The sequence below is a fragment of the Microcoleus sp. N9_A1 genome (assembly GCF_036701795.1).
Taxonomy (GTDB): Bacteria; Cyanobacteriota; Cyanobacteriia; order Cyanobacteriales; family Microcoleaceae; genus Microcoleus.
On the sequence record NZ_JAUBRI010000044.1, the window covers coordinates 35,567 to 55,632 of the forward strand.

At 44.8% G+C, this 20,066-nt stretch carries 12 protein-coding genes and 1 pseudogene; 8 read left to right on the forward strand and 5 right to left on the reverse strand.

Annotation, left to right across the window (positions count from 1 at the left end):
* The first annotated feature begins 5 nt into the window (after nt 1-5).
* On the forward strand, nt 6-1,274 hold the full coding sequence (gene epsE / locus QUA58_RS19835; protein ID WP_333248189.1) for an exopolysaccharide biosynthesis GT4 family glycosyltransferase EpsE: 1,269 nt from the start codon (nt 6-8) through the stop codon (nt 1,272-1,274).
* A 228-nt stretch (nt 1,275-1,502) separates the two neighbouring features.
* Here epsE and QUA58_RS19840 read toward each other — a convergent pair whose 3' ends face one another.
* The 4 genes and pseudogenes from QUA58_RS19840 to QUA58_RS19855 all read right to left on the reverse strand — a co-directional run bounded on the left by QUA58_RS19840 (nt 1,503) and on the right by QUA58_RS19855 (nt 5,566).
* The gene (locus QUA58_RS19840; protein WP_096832348.1) at nt 1,503-1,856 is read right to left on the reverse strand and encodes a DUF1257 domain-containing protein; all 354 of its coding nucleotides are present in this window, start codon (nt 1,854-1,856) and stop codon (nt 1,503-1,505) included.
* Between the two features lie 130 nt (nt 1,857-1,986).
* Complete coding sequence (gene ycf46, locus QUA58_RS19845) at nt 1,987-3,516, reverse strand: stress-responsive protein Ycf46 (RefSeq protein WP_333248186.1); 1,530 nt, start codon at nt 3,514-3,516, stop codon at nt 1,987-1,989.
* Between the two features lie 107 nt (nt 3,517-3,623).
* Nucleotides 3,624-3,974 (reverse strand): hypothetical protein, encoded by a 351-nt coding sequence (locus tag QUA58_RS19850; protein ID WP_333248184.1) that lies wholly within the window; start codon nt 3,972-3,974, stop codon nt 3,624-3,626.
* A gap of 353 nt (nt 3,975-4,327) precedes the next feature.
* Nucleotides 4,328-5,566 (reverse strand): annotated as a pseudogene (locus QUA58_RS19855) (ISAzo13 family transposase).
* Between the two features lie 411 nt (nt 5,567-5,977).
* Here QUA58_RS19855 and QUA58_RS19860 point away from each other — a divergent pair.
* On the forward strand, nt 5,978-6,442 hold the full coding sequence (locus QUA58_RS19860) for a hypothetical protein (RefSeq protein WP_333248183.1): 465 nt from the start codon (nt 5,978-5,980) through the stop codon (nt 6,440-6,442).
* 116 nt (nt 6,443-6,558) lie between these two features.
* On the opposite strand, the gene sds is transcribed toward QUA58_RS19860, so the two are convergent.
* Nucleotides 6,559-7,530 (reverse strand): solanesyl diphosphate synthase, encoded by a 972-nt coding sequence (gene sds / locus QUA58_RS19865; protein ID WP_333056988.1) that lies wholly within the window; start codon nt 7,528-7,530, stop codon nt 6,559-6,561.
* Between the two features lie 1,962 nt (nt 7,531-9,492).
* Here sds and QUA58_RS19870 point away from each other — a divergent pair.
* The 6 genes from QUA58_RS19870 (at nt 9,493) to QUA58_RS19895 (ending at nt 19,805) form a co-directional block, all read left to right on the forward strand.
* The gene (locus tag QUA58_RS19870; protein ID WP_333395462.1) at nt 9,493-12,057 is read left to right on the forward strand and encodes a CBS domain-containing protein; all 2,565 of its coding nucleotides are present in this window, start codon (nt 9,493-9,495) and stop codon (nt 12,055-12,057) included.
* Nucleotides 12,058-12,116: 59 nt separating this feature from the next.
* On the forward strand, nt 12,117-12,515 hold the full coding sequence (locus tag QUA58_RS19875; protein ID WP_333248177.1) for a response regulator: 399 nt from the start codon (nt 12,117-12,119) through the stop codon (nt 12,513-12,515).
* Complete coding sequence (locus QUA58_RS19880; protein ID WP_333395463.1) at nt 12,512-15,670, forward strand: PAS domain S-box protein; 3,159 nt, start codon at nt 12,512-12,514, stop codon at nt 15,668-15,670. Before QUA58_RS19875 ends, QUA58_RS19880 begins: the two co-directional genes overlap by 4 nt.
* 38 nt (nt 15,671-15,708) lie before the next feature.
* Entirely contained in the window at nt 15,709-15,879 is a 171-nt protein-coding gene (locus QUA58_RS19885) for a hypothetical protein (protein WP_333395465.1), read from the forward strand.
* A gap of 77 nt (nt 15,880-15,956) precedes the next feature.
* Nucleotides 15,957-17,897 (forward strand): response regulator, encoded by a 1,941-nt coding sequence (locus QUA58_RS19890; RefSeq protein ID WP_333248174.1) that lies wholly within the window; start codon nt 15,957-15,959, stop codon nt 17,895-17,897.
* A complete protein-coding gene (locus QUA58_RS19895) occupies nt 17,898-19,805 on the forward strand; it encodes a PAS domain S-box protein (RefSeq protein WP_333395467.1) in 1,908 nt (635 codons plus the stop codon).
* Nucleotides 19,806-20,066: the final 261 nt, after the last annotated feature.

The following is a 20,066-nucleotide window of genomic DNA, read 5'->3' on the forward strand; positions in this document are numbered from 1 at the left end:
ACGAAATGAAGGCAAAAATTGGATACTTTATTCCACAATTTCCAGGACAAACACACATTTTTTTGTGGCGGGAGCGACAATTTCTTGCAGAGCTTGGAATTGAAACAGATTTAGTATCAACTCAACCGCCCCCCAGAGCGATCGCTTCTCACGTATGGGCAGAAGAAGCTCAAAAAAATACTGTTTATCTATTTCCCTTTGCTGCGAAAGATTTTATTAACTCATTCCTAGAGGTTCTCAAAGCTGGCCCCGCTGCATGGTGGCAGTGCCTCGCAGTTATTGCCAAAGCGAGTGACACATCGTTATCTGAAAAGGTGCGACTTTTAGCATGGATTTTTGTGGCTGGCAAACTAGCAGGGTTAACAAAAACAAAAGGTTGGTCTCACATCCACGTTCATTCCTGTGCCAATGCCGCCAATATAGCCTTATTTAACTCAATTCTTACAGGCTGTACTTATAGTATGACTCTTCACGGGCCTACTCTAGAAGTGTACGGGTCAAATCAGGAACAAAAGTGGAAAAATGCTGCTTTTGCGATCGTCATATCTCAACTGCTTCTCAATGATGTCAAACATAAATTAGCGAACTTTCTTCCCAAACAATTAGCTGTGGCTCCAATGGGAGTTAATTTTGCAGAAATTAAACGCAGCAGCCCTTACACGCCTTGGCAAGAAGGAAGTCCGTGCAAGATTTTTGCTTGCGGCCGCCTCAACCCGGTGAAAGGTCATAAATACTTGATTGAGACTGTAGAATTGCTGCGAAATCGGGGATTTGACGTGAGGCTGCAAATTGCAGGCGAGGATGAACAAGGGGGCAGCGGATATCACCAAGAGCTACAAAAAATGATTGAATATAAATCGATGTCCGAATGCGTGGAGCTACTTGGGGCTGTTTCGGAACAGGCAATTCGCCAAGGTCTAGAAGCAGCTCATGTTTTCGCTTTGGCAAGTTTGAATGAAGGAGTTCCGGTTGCTGTGATGGAAGCAATGGCGATGGAGGTGCCGGCGGTAGTTACTAATGTAGGTGGAACTTCTGAGCTAGTAGATGACGGCGCGGATGCTGTATTGGTCCAATCAGAAAAACCCGAAGAAATGGCAGAGGCGATCGCCAATCTCCTCCAAAATCCAGAACTTGCTTTGAGCATCAGTCAGGAATCCCGGAAAAAAATCATCGCCAAATTTAGCCATAGTCGCAGTGCAGAAACTTTAGCTCAGTGCTTGGAAAAACTTGCAAAAACTAATCCGCCTGACTTAAAAGCGAGCGAAAACATTTAATCTAAAGTCGCTTGGCTCATGTAACCCAGGACTTACTTACGCAAATTAGCTGTTTAGACGCTGCCTCTAGGAAGCAGTAAGGTGCGGTGTGCGTCGCCCTACCAAGTGCGTGCGTAAGTCCTATAACTGTAACTTTGCTGACGGGCTGACAACCCCACTCTACATCCCAGCAAAAAACGGGTTAACCCGTATTTGGTTAACCCGCGAGCTTGGAAACCTGCAGATCAATTAGTTTTGCACTACCAGCTTAACGTTGGCATTTTGCAAACCACGCTGCTTGACTGCTGCCAAGGTCTTGTTGACTGCGTACTTCTGGTTGATGGAGTTAATTAACTCAGTTTGATTGTGCTTTTTGGCCACGCCCCAGAGGTCGGCAATCAGGTCAAAGGAACCATCGCTATTGCGAGACCAACCCAGGTCATATTCGCCTTCCAGAGTCGCTACGATGTCGGAGCGAACGCGCTGACCGTTATAACCGCGAACATCAGCTTCTGACTTGACTGAAATGCCCAAGTCGCGCAGGGAAGCTTTCAGGATTTCGGCATCGGTGATTTTGGTACGCAGAGTGCTAAAGTGAGACATTGGATTTCCTCCTAATAAAACTGAGAGAGAAACAACAACGGTCTGGATTTAACGGTGCCGCTAGGCGGCTTTTCAATCGAACTGCTAGCTGTTGCTAGCCTTTGCTCCTGTTTGGACCAGGAGAAAGCTTTTAGAATTCCATTCGCTGATATTCAGCGACGGAAGACGCAGCGGGCCGTGCGCGCTGTCTAGCCCAATCTCGGAGGGCGCTGACCTGTTCGGTCATGGTTTTAGACAGTGGCATTGTAGATTTAATGGCCGCGATGATGTCTAGCTGCGTAAACTCTCTATCTTGAGCGAAGGCTTCGTACATTGCTGCTACTAACCCTTGCTCAATTTCTGCTCCTGAAAAGCCCTCGGAAACGTTGGACAGTTGCTCTAAATCGAAGCGAGAGATGTCCTGACGGCGCTTTGACAGGTGAATCTTGAATATATCTTGGCGTTCTTCTTTTGTCGGCAGGTCAACAAAGAAGAGTTCGTCGAACCGACCTTTCCTCAAGAATTCCCCCGGCAACCGCTCGATGCGGTTGGCTGTTGCCATTACGAAGACTGGGGAAGTCTTTTCTTGCATCCAAGTGAGGAAGGAACCGAAAATCCGGCTGGATGTGCCTCCGTCTGAGTCGGCAGAACCTGTGCCTCCTGCAAAGGCTTTGTCTAGTTCGTCGATGAAGAGGATGGCTGGTGAGATGGATTCTGCTGTTTTTAGGGCGTTGCGGAGGTTGGCTTCCGATCGACCTACCATCGAGCCGTCGTAGACTCTACCCATATCTAGCCTCAGCAGGGGCAGTCCCCAGAGGCGGGAGGTAGTCTTAGCAATCAGCGATTTTCCGCATCCGGGTACGCCGAGAATTAACATCCCTTTTGGTTGGGGCAGGCCGTATTCTCTCGCCCTTTCTGTAAAGGCGTTGGAACGCTGCTTGAGCCACCGTTTCAGCTCTTCTAAACCGCCTACTGCATCCAGGGTTTCGTCTTCTTCGATGAACTCTAGAATGCCGTTGCGCCGAATTAATTGCTTTTTCTCCGACAGAACTATGTCTACTTCTTCTTCAGTTAACCGCCCTGTGGAAACGTGGGCTTTGCGATAAACTTTTTCAGCTTCGTCCTTAGTCAATCCCAAGGCTGCTTTTAAAAGTTTTTCTCGCGCTTCTGTGGTAATGCGTTTCGATTTTGTTTGCTCCAACTGGCTAGACAATACTTGGTTTAGTTCCTTCATGTCTGGGAGCGCGAAGTCTAATACCACTACTTCCTTTTCTAGCTCGATCGGAATTTGCTGCAAAGGAGACATCAGTATAATTGTCTTTTGCGTTCCTTTGAAGTTGGCGATCGCATCCCGCAATAACCTTGTTACAGTTGCATCATCTTTAAAAGGATGAAGGTCTTTGAATATATAGATTCCACTGGGGTTGTTGCTTGGTTCCCGCTGCCTGATCGCCCATTCAAGGGCTGCCTGTGGCGAGAGGGTGCTTTGCTGAGTGGTACGAGGTTGACCGTTATCCGTGCGCTCAATCATGCCTTGGGTTACAGTCCAGACGAATACTCGTCGCTGTGGTTTGGCTTGAGCTATTGTCGAAATTGCTTGCTCACACCGCTCTTCCTCGGATGTCACGAGGTAGATCAGAGGATATTGAGCTTGGATTAGAATACTGATCTCTTCTTGCATAGTCCTCGACCCACTAGAGACGGTGCTATCTTTGCTGAATCTCAATGCTGCCCTTCGCCCTCTTACTGAAAATTTCAGTTTTAGCTGTTTGGGGAAGCAAGGCATTCTTAGCAGGGAACCAATTCTTCCTCTCCCGGTTTGGCCGTGATCGCGCCGACGCCCGACACCTGCTTTACTGGAAGATCCTGTTCAGCCAATACGCTCGGCTGACTTGTTACGGATGCCAGTTCTCCATCTCGCATTACTACTGAACCCGTGCATTCTGGACAGTTGTATACCCGATGGGTTTGTCCGTAAGAGGCTTCTACTTCGTCAACCAGTTCGGGATTTCCTAGGTAGAAGACAATTGCCCTTTCTGCAATTGATGACATCGGTTCAGTTTCGACTGCGGCTCGGATTTTGAGCTGGCGATGCAGTTCTGGTGGAAGATACAATGTAACTTTTTGCTTTTCTTGCATATGACAGTGAATTGACTTACCCGGGTATGTATATCAGATTAGCCGCTTACTTCTTTGCTGTCAAGCCTCTATGCTGCTTTAGCGTCATCTTGTAATATTTTGTTACATTTGAGGTAGCTCTGGGGCTGTTAACAACGAAAAAGTTGGGGGTGTAGCTGATGAGGCCGAGGTGCAGCGGCAGGTAGGGGTAGCGTCAAGGACGATCGACCAACTATAAATATGAACAATAGATATATAGGACTAAGGCCAACAAATCCTTTGAGTGGCCATCTGGGGTAAGGTGCGCCATCAGCACCCAGCCCGCTCATGAGTCAGTAAGCAACGAGGTTACTAAGGGACTTCCAAATAAATAATCATGCCAATACTGGCTCAGGGCGATAAAAAATATCGATAAACCATTTACCGAGATTCAAGGGTTTGTCGTTGACCTCGAATTCGCCCAGACGCTGAATCTGCGTTTCAACCTCAGCCATCGCGAGTTTGGTGAGTTTGACCCCAGTTTGGTAGGTTTGGGTGACGAGTTTCACCACGGGATGGTGACCGTTCCAAGTCATGGAGTGGGCGAATTGCAAAACCGTGTCAATCTCATCAAGAATGCTGCCATTCCAATGATTTTCCAGAACGCCCCAAGTCCGCTCAATGGGATTGTATTTACTGTGATAAGGCGGATAATAAGCCAATCGGAGATTCACCTGATGCCGAGAAAGCAAAGTCCACCAGCCGTTTCATAAACTGGGTGCGCCGGGAATGATTTTCTGATCCATTATCCTGGTTGAGCAATAAAGTCTCGACTGCTGGGAACCGTCCGCGATGCGCCAACCACCAAGCCTCCAAAACATCGACCATGAAGTCACTGGTGACTTTTGAAGTGGTGCAGTAGAGAAATAACTCGTCCCACTCGGGGAGAAAAATCCCGTAAGGGATGACCGTATGTTTAGGGCCAAAGTCATGGTCACAAGCTTCGGTCTCGACCCGATTTTTGCCCTTGCGCGAGAACCGTCCGACTTTCACTCCGGCTTTGGCATCCAACGAGAGCCGTAATACAGTGGGGTCGGCAGCGGCAGCGACGTTAACGATAGCCAGTTGGTCAAAAATGGCATCGGTCAAGGCAATTTTTTTTGAGGTTTCGTTTTCCCGACTTTGCTGGGATAGTAGCCCAATTGATTGAGCCGCGTCCGAATCGTTTCGGTACTCGGCAAGGCTTCACTACTGTAACCGTTTTGCCCAATCAGTTGACGACGGACTTCGGCGGCACTGAGGCGGGTATACAAACGATTCGTGGTGAACTTCGGGTCGGTCTGGCTTTGACTGTCTACAATGGCTTGAATGTCGCTCAGCAAGTTCGGTAAACGGCTTTCGGTGCGCTTTCTACCCCGCAATTTAAACGCATCGACACAAATCAGGTTGTGTGCGACTTCGCATTGCCCTTTGCGAATCAGGTCACGGTGCCAACCTAATTCGCGCTCGGCAAGGCGCTGTCCGCCCCGCCCTAGCTCCGCTACGGTTTGGGCCATAAACCGGCGACGGGCAGCACCTTGCAGGTGCTCGGCTGTCTCTTTAAATAACACTTTGAGTGAGTCTGTAAGTTTCAACATGGCTTCAGTTTAGTTCATTCAGTCCGGGACGATTTATTTTTTGGAAGTCCCTAACTTTGGGCGTTTTTATTTTGAAACCAAACTCCCCCAAACAGTTTTTATAGCTTTAAGTTTGAAAAATCCGAACGTGAAATAACCGTTTTCGGCTTTTCATCTGGCTCAGATTTAACACACCTTGACAGCGCTAGCGCTCAGCACCCTACGGTGAGACTTTTGGGATGACATTGTGTAAGCTGTTACGCACTTAATTTTTTTGCCCAAATGCTCGCGACAAGGACTCTAGGCTGCAAAATATTAAATTTAAATCGGTGTCAGCTTATCTTTAATAGGGCAGTGCTGGGTAATATATACTTGGATGCGGACCTGCTAACCTGAAATTTTTAATTTTAGATATCAAAGAACTGACTGATGGATTTAGACCAACAGATTCAAGCATTGATCGAAAAAGCTCCGCCCGACGGTTCGACGCCACAAATCTTAAAGGCGATCGCCCCGGCACTGGTGTTAATTGCCCAACAGCTACAGCACCTCGAATACTCGATCCTGCAAGCGGTAGACCAAAGTTGGGCGCTCGTGGTTTTGAGCAATCTCAAGCAACCGGGACGGGAGAAGAAAGTGATTTATGCTTGGAGCAGTCTTAAAGATGCGTCGCAGGCGTCGGCTGCTGGGGGCGATCGCCTCAGACCGGTCCTTTTGCCTGTCACTCACATTTTATTTCAGATGATAGCTCTTGAAGGTCTTGACAGCATTGTTTTTTTTGAAAGTCCCGGCAATCAGGAAGTCGGGACGGAAATCCCTCGCGAACAAGTACAGAGTTTAATTAACGTTTACTTGCAACAGTATCGATCTGTTCCACCGCCGGATATTGCCTAGCCTAAACAAGTCAATTTTCTATTAATTGGTAACAGGGAATTAGGTATTGGGAATTACCCATTACCAATTCCCCGTTAACAATTAAGTGTAACTTTTTAACCTCTAATTTTTCACCTCTAATAAAGTCTACTCAAAACGTATTCAGCCAAATCAATCAAAGCTTGACGAGACTCTGAATGGGGCAGCGCCGCTAAGTATTCGACGGCTTTTTGTGCGTGATTTGTGGCTAGTTCTCGCGATCTTTCTATGCCTCTAGAATCTTCTACCAGTGCCAGGGCCTGCTCTAGATCTCCTTCTTGGGCAAATTCGCGTTCTATGAGAACTTCCAAGTAAGGTTTTTCTTCTAGGGCGAATAGTGCGGGTGCTGTCAGATTACCGCTTCTGAGATCCGAGCCTGCAGGTTTCCCCAAAGTTTCCGTTGAAGCGGTGAAATCTAATATATCATCTACTATTTGGAATGCCAAACCAATGTTCCGACCGTAGTTGTACAAATCGTCTGCTATTTCCGCTGAAACCTCGCTCAAACAGCCCGCTGCTTTGGAACTGTTGGCAATTAAAGACGCTGTTTTGTAATAACTTTTTTCGAGGTACGCTTCGATCGACAAGCTGGTGTCAAATCCATTTAGTCCCTGTTGAATTTCCCCCTCAGCTAAATCCATAATCACTTCTGAAAGCAGTTTGACTACTGGCAGGTTGTCGAGATTTGCCAAATGCCAGGAAGATTGAGCAAACAGAAAGTCTCCCGCCAATACTGCCACTCGGTTGTTAAACCGACTGTGAACCGTCGGCACTCCCCGCCGCAGATCCGACTCGTCCACCACGTCGTCGTGCACGAGACTAGCTGTGTGGATCATTTCCGTGATTTCAGCGAGGCGGCGGTGTTTTTCCGTGATTTCCCGATCGGGCATAGTCGCCTTGGCCATCAACAGAACGATTGCGGGTCTCACTCGTTTTCCCTTTGTGCCGAATAAGTATTCTGCAGCCGCGTACAAGATGGGATGACGGGCACCCACTAACTGTTTTAAGTTTTCTGTCAACAGTCGCAGGTCTTCTTCAACCGAGGAAAATAGGAGAGTGCTAGAGATCATGGATACGCCGACTCAAGCCGTAAAGTAACAAAATTTTACATATCATATCTTTATTTTAAGGTAATTCTCTGCAATAGAAAAGAAAAATCTAGGCGATCGGCAGTTATTTGTCATCTGCCACCCGATGGGAGTCACCCGCCTGCCAGAGGTGAGTAGCCGGCTGCCAGAGGGGTTGCCCCTATTGTATCGAATTGTTAAGGACACTGCCCAAAAATCTCTAAATCCCAGAAACCCTGTGTTATTATGGGTATTAAGGATTTAAACAATTCTATACATTAAGTACAGTCAGACTGGCAGGTAGCTCTTAGGTGCCTGTAAAAGTTTCGTAGAGCCAGCCTTGTTAGTCGATCGCAGCCAAAATTTCTGGGACAGATTTTTAGTTCCTCGCGGCTAAAAGTTTTCAGAAGTTAAGAGTAGCGCATCTTATGTGCACGGTAGCTCAAAGCAGCTAAAGTGGATGGTTTTAGGCTGTTTAAGCATCTGTAAAGCAGTAAATCATTATTGATGACCGGGAACGCCTAAATGTTCCCGCAGGCTTGATATGGAAAAACAGCCTTCAGAACACCAAGGCATGGTCTTGCGTGCTGACTTAATGTAGTAGGTCTTGAACTTGTCCTGCTCCTCCTCGTCCTTGACTTTTGGTTCTAATTATGATTTATCGCGATATTCCTCTAATTATTCCCATTCTCGCCGCCGGCTATGTAATGACTATTTATGTACTGCTGATGTTGGCCGAACGCAGCGCTAAAATCACTCGATTGGGCGAGTAGTGCACTGCTGGGCAGCCGAAGTCGGCAGCAGCGCCCTCGCTTCACCGTTGAGAATTGGGAATACTCAATAATAACCCTGCCTGGAATGCTTGCGCGCAAAGGCAGGGTTATTATTTACAATTGCGGGCACCGTGATTTTCTGGGCTGCTAGTTAATGCAACACATAGCTACAGTTATAGATGTTCAATGCCAACAGCCTCTGAGGCAGGATATTATATTTAGTAGCAGCTTGTATCGCTCACAGCAAGTTTCATCTCAGGGAAACCAGGTTAATATTCCGAGAAAGCTATTAAAGTGCTCTCAAAAACGCTGAGTTTGAAGTTGTCGGTTATTGTGCCCAGAATCTCCATATTCCTATTTTGTAGGGCAAGAACTTACAGAAATAAAACGCGAAATTTATGAATCTAGCAACCAGCTTGCTCAACTGAAGGAATCCATAAACTTGCACGGCAATCAAAGATTTCATCAAAGGCTGCTTAAATGGCGGATTCAGTCAGATATTTTCTGCCATTTATTCACATATTCCCAAGAAGAAAATTGGCGAGAGAGAGCCACAAATAAAAATTTTAATTTAAAAAATATTCTCGATCTAACTGTATGGTATAAAAGTAATTTCCAATATTACTGACCCATTAAAACTCTATTGACTTTTGATTAAAAAAACTAAAACACAGAGTAGAAGTTGTCAGGAATTGTCAAGCTCCACTGCCTAAATTGTTGTGTAATCCAGACGATCTCAAACAAGTTTCCATAAATATGATGCACAATGGTTTACAAGCGATAGAGAATTGCCGAGTTTTAAAAGTAGAGGTGAGAGCATAAAATCAGAGCCTGCTCGTCAGTGGCAACTGAATTACCCGGGAATTTTGCCACGAATATTTGATCCGTTCTTTACCACCAAACCCGCCGACGAAGGCAGCGTGTGGGGACGGAGATTGTTAAAAAAAGTGTGGAAAAACATTCGGGTAAAATAGAAGTAACATCAGTTATCGGTCAAAGGACGTGTATGGTGTTAATTCCGATCGCCGTTTAGCGCGATCGCACTAAAAATCATACCAATGCGCGACTAAAAATGCAACTCTAGACCGATGTCAAACCTGGATTGCGGTTAGCGTACCGCAACTGTAAAATCGGAAATCTAAAATGGTATTAAGTGCCGGTTCCGCCTGCATCTATCCCCCTTGATTTGCCAATGTCAACAACAGTTTCTGATACCCAAAGCTTGCTAGAACAGGCTCCCGACCCCAAACCGCCGGTGCTGCCTCCAGACACACCCTTGAAAGTAGCAATTGCTGCCATGACTCAGGCGAGTGCCAGTTGCATTTTAATCGCGTTTGAGCAGCAATTGCTCGGAATTTTTACAGAACGCGATGTTGTGAAAATAACTGCTAGCGAAATACCGCTAGCAGGGGTGGCAATTTCTGAGGTAATGACTGAAAATCCGATCGCCATTTCCCTCTATCAAGCGGGAAATATCTTCAAGGTATTGAGCATATTGCGATCCTCTTCGAGGGCTGCGCTAACGAAAAGAATCCGTCATTTACCCCTCCTAGACGAAAGTGGCAACTTGCTAGGCGCTATCACCTGCGAAAGCATCCGTCAAATCTTCCAATCGGCAGACTTGCTGAAAATGTGGCGCGCCGAAGAAATTATGACTACACAATTAATAGTTACCTCAAGCAGCGCCTCAGTTTTAGAAGTCGCAAAACAGATGAGAACCCAGCGGAAAAGCTCCATAGTCATTTGCACTGACAGCGACAACAAAAATCAGAAACCTGTGGGCATAATTACAGAACCCGACATTGTTAAATTCCAAGCTTCTGGACTAGATTTCGCACGTACTCCCGTCACCGCCGCCATGAGTTTTCCGCTGATACCGTTGCAGGTAAAAGCCATCTTGTGGCAGGCTCACCAATTAATGCAGCAGCACGGCATCCGGCGCTTGGTGGTGGTGGACGAGGAAGGATATTTAGCCGGAATTGTGACTAAAATTAGCCTGCTGCAGGCCTTAGATCCGGTAGAAATGCACGCAAATGTCGAGCTTTTGCAGGAAACAGTTGCCGACAAAATTCAGGAGTTGAACAAAATGAACGAAGAATTGCAAAAAGAAGCGTTGCGGAGAACAGAAGTAGAGGAAAAGTTGCGAATTTTAAATGATAATTTGGAAGAAAAAATCAAACAGCGAACTTTAGAATTAATTAATGCCAACAGTCAGTTAAAAAAGGAAATACAAGACCGCACTACCGCTGAAGCTGAAGTTCGCCGCCTCAACACCGAACTCGAACAGCGAGTTCTAGACCGCACGGTTCAACTAGCAGCCAGTAACGAAGAATTGCAGCAACAAATTAGTGACACAAAATTGCTCGAAGAAAAATTGCACTTTTCTGAAAGGAAAGTCCGCGCCGTTTTTGAAGCGATGACCGACATCGTTCTCGTGCTAGACAGTCAGAGGAACATAGAAGTTTTGCCAACGAATTTGGCAGCGGCTTCTGAGCCTGATTGTGATATAGTCAGCTTGACCATAGAACATTTTTTTGACGACGACAACCCGGATGATTGGTGGGTGTTAATTCAGCAAGTGTTAGAAACACAACAAACTATCAATTTTGACTACAGCTTAACAGTTTCTGGTCGCGAAATTTGGTTTTCTGCCTGTATTTCTCTGTTCTCAAAAGATGCAGTCATTTGGGTTGCCCGCAACATCAACGCCCACAAAATAGCCGAGTCAGCGCTGTCCCAAAAAAATGCAGAATTATCTCATACCTTAGAAGAACTGAAGCGGACTCAAAAAGAACTCATTCAATCAGAAAAAATGGCAGCCCTCGGACAGTTAATTGCCGGAGTTGCTCATGAAATCAATTCTCCTTTAGGGGCGATTCGCTCTTCTGTGCAGAACATCGCCGACTTCTGGACGGAACAATTGCAGCAGTTGCCGATATTTTTTCAACAGCTATCCCCGGAACAGCGACAGGATTTCTTTGCTTTGCTGGACAATTCCAGCCAAGAAATAGACACATTATCTAGTAAAGAAAAACGACAGTTGAAAAAACTTTTGCAGGGGCAATTAGAATCAGAAAATATTGACGACGCCGACAGTCTTGCCTGTACCTTATTAGATATCGGCATCGGCAATAATGTAGAACCTTTTTTACCTTTGTTGAAAGACAGCCAAAGTCGAAATATTGTACAAACTGCCTACCAATTTGCTACGGTACAAAAAAGCACTAAAAATATTGCTACTGCCACAGATAGGGCAGCTAAAATAGTTTTTGCTTTGAAAAGCTACTCTCGTTACGACCAGTCGGGTTCCAAAGTAATCGCTAATATTACCGACGGTATCGATACTGTTTTAACGCTTTACCACTACCAAATCAAACACGGTGTGGAAGTGGTCAGAAACTATGGTACTAATTTGCCCTCTGTGCTATGCTATCCTGATGAACTCAATCAAGTTTGGACAAATTTGGTTCACAATGCTTTACAAGCGATGGGCAACAAAGGAGTGTTAAAAATTGATGTCAAACACCAACCGAACGCAATATCAGTCAGTATTACCGACAGTGGTTCAGGGATTCCCCCAGAGATTATGCCGAGAATTTTTGAGCCGTTTTTCACAACTAAACCTCCAGGGGAAGGCAGTGGTTTGGGATTAGATATAGTTCAAAAAATTCTGGAAAAACACCAAGGTGAACTGCAAGTAGAAAGCGTGCCTGGTCAAACAAAATTTACTATATCCTTGCCCGTCGGAATCCCTTGAGAGCAATTTAAAAAAGAGGGGAAAGCCCAAGTTTTAAAATTCAATACAAGTAAAGTTTTATGCCTAAACCAGTAATTTTGTGCGTTGACGATGAAGTTGTGGTCTTAAATAGTTTAAAAATTCAACTTAAAAAAGAATTTGGGGATGCTTACCTCTATGAAGTAGCAGAAAATGCAGATGAAGCTCTGGAAATTATGGAGGAAATTCAAAAAGAAGATGAAAGTGATATTTTGGTCATAGTATCTGACTGGTTAATGCCAGGGATTAAAGGAGATGATTTTTTGATTATGGTTCACCAAAAATATCCTAAAATTGTGAAAGTCATGCTCACCGGGCAAGCCGACGAAGTAGCAATAACACGGGTTAAAGAGCAAGCAAACTTGCACCGTTGTTTGTACAAGCCGTGGGATCGCAAAGAATTAGTAGAAACTATAAAATCTGGTTTGACAAAAATATGAATAATAAACCTGTGATTATTTGTGTGGATGACGAACCGATAATTCTTGAAAGTTTGAAAATTGAGTTAAAAAAAACCCTGGGGGAAGAACACTTATTAGAAACCGCTGAAGGCGGCGAAGATGCTTTAGAGTTAATCGAGGAATTACTGGCAGAGGACTGCGAAATCGTAGCAGTGATTTCCGACTATCTGATGCCGAATATCAAAGGGGACGAATTGCTGAAGCAGATTCACAGAATTTCGCCAAAAACTATCAAAATTATGCTGACGGGGCAAGCAGACCTAGAAGCAGTGGCGAATACTATTAAATATGCTAAATTGTACCGATACATATCGAAACCTTGGCAGTCAGAAGATTTGAAGTTGACGGTAAAAGAAGCGATTAACAGCTATTTTAGGGAGAAGCAATTAGCGGAACAAAATGCTCAACTCCAAAAGCTGAATCAAGAATTGGAAACTTTAGTCGAGGATAGAACTGCACAACTGCGGTTGTCTGAGGAAAAGTTTGCTAAAGCTTTTCGTTCTTCTCCCAACCCGATTACTATTACCAGATTTAATGACGGTCGTTATTTAGAAATTAATGAGGCTTTTTGCCAGATAATCGGTTACTCGGCGGCAGAAATTCTCGGTCGCACGGCGATTGATTTGAATCTTTGGGAAAATATACAAGCCCGCGCCGAGTTGTTTAAAATGTTAGATGAAAAACAAATTATTCTTAACTACGAATTTGATTTTCGCACTAAAACCGGGGAGCTCAGAACCGGGCTGCTGTCAGCAGAAATCATTGACATTCATGGCGAAACCTGCATGATTTCTGTGATTCAAGATATTAGCGATCGCAAATTAGCCGAAGAAAAACTCCGAGCTGTAGCGGCTTCTTTAGCAGCAGCGCAAAGAATCGCCCGTGTCGGTAATTGGGAATGCGATTTTTCTGCCAACACAACTACTTGGTCAGAAGAGTTATCTCGGATTTTTGGTCTCGATCCAACCCAACCTGCGCCAACACTAACTGAGTTTTCGCAATACGTGCATCCGGACGATCAACAAAAGTGGCAAACAACGATCGACACTGCTATTGCTAGCGGGCAATCTTACACTTTGGAATATCGAATTCTGCGGCCGGAACCGAAAATTGCTGCGGATAATTGCCCGTCACAAATAAGTGAAGCCGGCTTCATCCGCTACATCGAAGCCAGAGGAGAAGTAGTTGTCAACCAACAAGGGCAAGTGACAAAACTATTCACAACTTTGATGGACATTACCCCACGCAAGCTAGCAGAAATAGCCCTTGCAGAGAGCGAAGAAAAATACCGTCATTTAGTTGAAACTTCCCAAGATATTATCTGGTCTTGCAATGCTGAAGGGCATATTAGTTTTGTGAACCAAGCAGTTAAACAAATCTATGGTTATGAGCCTGAAGAAATGCTAGGCTGTACTTTTAGCGATTTCTTAGCCCCAGGAGAAATAGACTGGAAATGGGAACTTCAGCAGCGCTTGCTGACTGGAAAAACTGTGTTTCAGTACGAAAATATAGTATTAGGAAAAGACGGCAGAAAGATTGATATAAATACCAAGGCGATCGCGCGCATGGACCCTGGAGGAAACATCATCGGCACAACAGGCACTGCTAGCGATATTACCGAACGCAAACAAGCTGAAATAGCCCTGCAAAAAGCCAAAGAAGAAGCCGACAGAGCCAACAGGGCAAAAAGCGAATTCCTCTCGAATATGAGCCACGAATTGCGAACTCCCCTCAACGCAATTCTCGGTTTCAGCCAACTGCTAGCCCGCGACCCAGACCTCGGTGCCGACCAACAGCAATACTTAGGAATTATTACCCAGAGCGGGGAACATTTGCTGGTTCTAATCAACAATATTCTGCAAATGTCAAAAATTGAAGTCGGGCTGGTGACACTTAATAACAGCACCTTCAACTTGCACAAAATGCTAAAAAATACTGAAAATATGCTGAAGCTGCAAGCCAAAAAAAAAGGGTTGCAGTTAATTTTTGATTGCCCACCCGATCTGCCTCACTATATAGAAACTGATGAAAGTAAGTTGCGACAAGTATTGATAAATGTCGTCGGAAATGCTATTAAATTTACTGCGGAAGGTGGTGTTAATTTGAGAATTAAACATGAGCTGCTAAAAAATAAAAATAACCCAGAAATTTCGCCAAGTGAGACTTGCTCTTTGCTATTTGAAGTGGAAGACACTGGTTCAGGAATTTCTGCGGAAGAAATGGACAATTTGTTTAAACCTTTCGCGCAAACAGAAAGCGGGAAAAAAGCTCAAGAAGGAACCGGTTTGGGCTTGCCAATCAGCAAGCAGTTCGTTCAGTTAATGGGAGGGAAGATGACGGTAACAAGCACCTTCGGTCGCGGCAGCATTTTTAGATTTGATGTTAAAGTTTCGCTCCCTAATGCAGTGGAAATTCAGGTGGCTCAAACAGCTCGCCGAGTGGTGGGTATTGAACCCGGACAGCCCGAATATCGGATTTTAGCTGTTGACGATCGCCTGGAAAGCCGCTTGCTGTTGGTCAGAATGCTGACATCCCTTGGCTTTGCTGTGCAGGAAGCTGAGAATGGCGTTGAAGCTGTGGAAATGTGGTCGAGTTGGGAACCTCATTTGATTTGGATGGATATGCGGATGCCGGTGATGGACGGTTACGAAGCTACTAAACAGATTAAAGCGCATTTGAAAGGTCAAGCAACGGTGATTATTGCTCTGACTGCAAGTGCTTTTGATGAGGAGCGATCGCTGATTTTGTCTGCTGGTTGCGATGATTTTGTAGCGAAGCCTTTTCGGGAGCAAGTGATTCTGGAAAAGATGGCTAAGTATCTGGGAGTCCGCTATGTTTATGATCGAGAAGCTTCGCTAAGTTCTGATGCTGCGGTGTCCGCCGAGGTTTCCACGGCAACTGAAACGGCTGATTTGGCTTTTACGCTCAATACTTCATTTTTGCAAGCTATGCCTGCTGAATGGATTGATGAATTGTATTCTGCGGCGGATGCGGTTGATAACGAGGAGATTTTTCGGCTGTTGTTGTCGATTCCTCCTATTAATGCTAGTTTCCGCAGGGCGATCGCCGATTTGGCGAATAACTTCCGATGTGATCGGATTATCGATTTGATTGAGGAGTTTAGAAATTGTTGAAGGATGAAAGAAGAAGGGATAGGGGCAGGTTCAGGATTATGGATGATGTAGGTCGATCGCCTATTTGTAAACTCGCCTGCGGGCGATCGGCTAATTTACTTGTAGCCAAGCTCCACACCCTAGTAATCATCAGTCATTCCCAATTTTTTAATCTCAAATCTCAAATCTTCACTACGATAAGTTCTGTAAATATCAAAGCAGTTGAGTGAAGAGGGAGTGCTATAATGAGTATTTAAGCAGTTTTCATAATTTCAACAATTCTTAAATTAACAAAAAATAGCGATCGATGACCAAAAATCAAATAGAAGAAAATAAAGGCAACATATTAATTGTTGACGATACTCCAGAAAATTTGCAAGTTTTATCAGCAACGCTGTCCGATCGGGGCTACAAAGTCCGCGGCGTAATTAACGGCAAAATGGCAATCAGAGCTGCGCGCTCTGGTTCTCCCGATTTGATTTTGCTCGACATCAAAATGCCGGAAGTGGACGGCTACGAAGTCTGCACCCAGCTCAAAGCCGATCCGAAGACAGCAGAAATTCCCGTTATTTTTATCAGCGCTTTAGATGAAGTATTGGACAAAGTAAGCGCATTTCAAGTTGGAGGGGTAGATTATATCACAAAACCGTTTCATGTCGCAGAAGTTTTAGCGCGAATTGAACACCAACTGACTATCCAAAGACTGAAAAAACAATTAATCGATCGCAATACCGAACTGCAACAAGAAATAATAGAACGCAAAAAAGCCGAAGAAGCCGCTGCCGCTGCATCCCTAGCAAAAAGTCAATTCGTTGCCAACATGAGCCACGAATTGCGGACTCCTCTGAACGCCATCCTGGGTTTCACCCAAGTCATGAGTCGCGACTCTTTACTCAGCCACGAAAATATCGAAAATCTCCGAATTATTAACCGCAGCGGTCAACATTTGCTGGAACTAATTAACGATGTTTTAGACTTGTCGAAAATAGAAGCAGGGATAATTGGCTTAGATGAACGCAGCTTTGACCTTTATCAACTCCTCGACACTCTCGAAGAGATGTTTCAAATCAAAGCTGAAACCAAAAATTTGCAACTGAGATTTTCCGTGCAGGCGAATGTTCCCCAATATATAAAAACTGACGAAAAAAAGCTGCGCGTCTGCTTAATTAACCTGCTGGGAAATGCCATGAAATTTACTCGCGAGGGCGGCAGTATTTGGCTGCGCGTGAGCGCAGAAAGCAAGCAGCAGCTCGCAGAATCGGAAATTTATCCTAACTCTACCTCGGTCGTCGAGCCATTTTTAATTTTGTTTGAAGTTGAAGACACGGGAATTGGCATAGCAGCCGCAGAAATAGACACTTTATTTGATGCTTTTATGCAAACAGAAGCAGGCAGAAAAGCGGCTGACGGTACGGGATTGGGTTTGACAATTACTAAAAAATACGTGCAGATTATGGGTGGGGATATTTGGGTAAAAAGTGTTTTAGGTGAGGGAACAAGTTTTAAATTTAATATCCAAGTATTTGCCGCTATTTCGTCTGAAATAACAGTGGCGACATTGCAGCGGGCGATCGGACTAGAAGCAGATCAACCGGTTTATCGGATTTTAGCAGTTGACGACAATCAAGAAAATCGGCTGCTGCTGGTTAAAATGTTGCAACCAATTGGTTTTGAAGTCCGAGAAGCGGAAAATGGCTACCAAGCGGTTCAACTTTGGGAAAGTTGGCAGCCTCATTTAATTTGGCTGGATACGCGAATGCCAGTAATGGACGGTTTTGAAGCTGTCCGACAAATTAGAGCGAAAGAGAAACAAACTCAGTGGCGAACTGTAATTATTGCTCTGACTGCTAGCACTTTTGAGGAAAAAAAAGGCGAAATTATCGCCGCAGGTTGCGACGATTTTGTGCGAAAACCTTTTCAAGAACAAATCCTCTTTGACAAGATGGCTTGCTACTTGGGAGTGCGCTATCTTTATCAAGAGTTGCCCCGCCCCCCAGTCGGGGCTTTACGACGTTATTGTGTGAACGAAAAACCCGATTCATTTTTCGGAGGGCTGCTGGCTCAGATGCCTCAAAGCTGGGTGCATGAACTCTACGACGCAGCTAATGATGTTAATGAAGAGCTGGCGATTCAACTTGTCGATCGCATTTCTGAAAGTAATCCAACCTTAGCTGATGCTTTAAAAGATTTGCTGGTCGATTACCGACTCGACAGGATAATGGATTTAACTCAATCGAGTTTAAAATAAATGGATAATAGCGAAATTAAAGTATTGGTGGTTGATGACCAACCGAGCAATCTGCGGTTCTTATCCAAACTGCTAACATCCCAAGGGTATCAAGTTTACCGAGCTATTTGCGGTCAACTGGCATTAAATGTTGCGATCACCCATGGCCCGGATTTAATTTTACTCGACATTAGAATGCCGGAAATGAACGGTTATGAAGTTTGTCGGAAACTGAAAGCGACACCGGAAACCGAACAAATTCCGGTGATATTTTTAAGTGTATTAGATGAAATGAACGATAAATTACAAGCTTTTCGAGTAGGAGGCGCTGACTATATTACTAAACCATTTCAAGTAGAAGAAGTTTTAGCACGCATCGACAAGCAAGTCCACTTGCAAAAACTGCAACAGCAATTAAAAGAACAAAATTATCAACTGCAACAGTCACAGTCGCTGCTTGCTAGCATATTAAATAGTTCCTTAGACTGTGTGGTGGCTTATTCTGCCGTCCGCAACAGTGAGGGAAATATTGTAGATTTCCAGTGGCTCTTAATCAACCCTGCTGCCGAAAAATTTTATGGTCTGCTATTAAATGAGATTGTTGGCAAGAATTTGTTAGCCAAAATTTCCCAAGTTAGCAATAATGGGTTATTTGATTTGTATGTTTCTGTAGTAGAAACAGGAGAAACTGTAGACCAAGAATTTTATTACGAACAGGAGCAAGATACAATTGTTTGGCTGCACATTGTGGCGGTCAAATTAAACGATGGTCTGGCAGTAACCTTTCGCAACATTACCGATCGCAAACGAGCAGAAATTGCCCTGCGAGACAGCGAAGAACGCTTCCGCGCGATCTTCGAGCAAGCGGCAGTCGGCATAGCGAAAACCGCGCTCTGCGGTCAATTTATACGGGTGAATCCCGGCTTTTGTCAAATTGTCCGCTATGCAGAATCGGAATTGTTACAGCAAAATTGGCAGGAAATTACTCACCCGGATGACAGACAAGCGGACAGAGAATATGTGCGCTCGCTGTTGTCCGGGGAGATGCAAACTTTTTCTCTGGAAAAGCGTTTGATCTGCAAAGATCAGGCAGTGCGCTGGGGGAATGTTACTGTTTCGGCAATGCGCGACGCCGAGGGGACGGCGCAGTATTTGATTTGTGCGATCGAAGATATTTCCGAACGCAAGCTGGTACAAGAATTGCTGCAAGAGAGTTTAGACACTCAAACCCGCTACGCTCAAGAATTAACTCGTTCTAATGCCGAACTAGAACAGTTTGCTTACGTGGCTTCTCACGATTTGCAAGCGCCTTTGAGCACGATTGCTGGCTACGCTCAACTATTAGAAAAACGCTTTCCCAACCAACTTGATGCCCAAGGGAATAAATTTATCCGCAATATTGTTAATTCTTGCGAGCGGATGCAGGCGCTGATTGATGACTTGCTGGAGTATTCGCGGGTTGGTCGCAGTCAGAAACCTTTTGACGTGATAGATTGCGATCGGGTTTTTGAGGATGCTTGTGCTAATTTGCATTTGGCAATCCGCGAGAATCAAGCTTCAGTTACTAGGGGGAATTTGCCAAGGGTAAAAGGTGACTGTTTTCAACTGCTGCAACTGTTTCAAAATTTAATTGGTAACGCGATTAAGTACCGCAGCAGTGAGGCGCCGGTGGTGCAGGTGGACGCTTCGCGTCAGGGGGATAGCTGGGTGTTTTCAGTGCAGGATAACGGTATTGGGATTGCCTCACAGTACCATCCGCGAATTTTTCAGATTTTTCAGCGCTTGCACACCCAAAAACAGTATTCGGGAACTGGTATCGGTTTAGCGATTTGTCAAAGAATTGTCGATCGGCACGGCGGCAGCCTGTGGGTAGAATCAGAACCCAATCGAGGCTCGACTTTTTATTTTTCTATTCCTCTACCAAAGTGAAGTCATAAGTGGGCTTGAAGCAGTCACCCGTCATTTACTTAAGCTTTAAACATCTTTATCTGTTCTTTACAAAAATGCTTATAAAGTGTAGCATATTCACTGATGACATTGAGGTAAAAATCTATCAATATAAATCTATTAGCTCTATCCTTATACAACTTATAAATCAGCGGTGCGTGCAAGACTTGTTAATTTTTTTCAACTGTATCCAGAGCATCTTGCTTTGGGATGCAATAGTTTCCCTAGTAGTTCGCGGAGAAG

Coding starts and splice junctions, on each gene's coding strand:
- epsE (WP_333248189.1), top strand. CDS start 6: ATGAAGGCAAAAATTGGATACTTTATTCCACAATTTCCAGGACAAACA.
- QUA58_RS19840 (WP_096832348.1), bottom strand. CDS start 1,856: ATGTCTCACTTTAGCACTCTGCGTACCAAAATCACCGATGCCGAAATC.
- ycf46 (WP_333248186.1), bottom strand. CDS start 3,516: ATGCAAGAAGAGATCAGTATTCTAATCCAAGCTCAATATCCTCTGATC.
- QUA58_RS19850 (WP_333248184.1), bottom strand. CDS start 3,974: ATGCAAGAAAAGCAAAAAGTTACATTGTATCTTCCACCAGAACTGCAT.
- QUA58_RS19860 (WP_333248183.1), top strand. CDS start 5,978: ATGGATTTAGACCAACAGATTCAAGCATTGATCGAAAAAGCTCCGCCC.
- sds (WP_333056988.1), bottom strand. CDS start 7,530: ATGATCTCTAGCACTCTCCTATTTTCCTCGGTTGAAGAAGACCTGCGA.
- QUA58_RS19870 (WP_333395462.1), top strand. CDS start 9,493: ATGTCAACAACAGTTTCTGATACCCAAAGCTTGCTAGAACAGGCTCCC.
- QUA58_RS19875 (WP_333248177.1), top strand. CDS start 12,117: ATGCCTAAACCAGTAATTTTGTGCGTTGACGATGAAGTTGTGGTCTTA.
- QUA58_RS19880 (WP_333395463.1), top strand. CDS start 12,512: ATGAATAATAAACCTGTGATTATTTGTGTGGATGACGAACCGATAATT.
- QUA58_RS19885 (WP_333395465.1), top strand. CDS start 15,709: ATGGATGATGTAGGTCGATCGCCTATTTGTAAACTCGCCTGCGGGCGA.
- QUA58_RS19890 (WP_333248174.1), top strand. CDS start 15,957: ATGACCAAAAATCAAATAGAAGAAAATAAAGGCAACATATTAATTGTT.
- QUA58_RS19895 (WP_333395467.1), top strand. CDS start 17,898: ATGGATAATAGCGAAATTAAAGTATTGGTGGTTGATGACCAACCGAGC.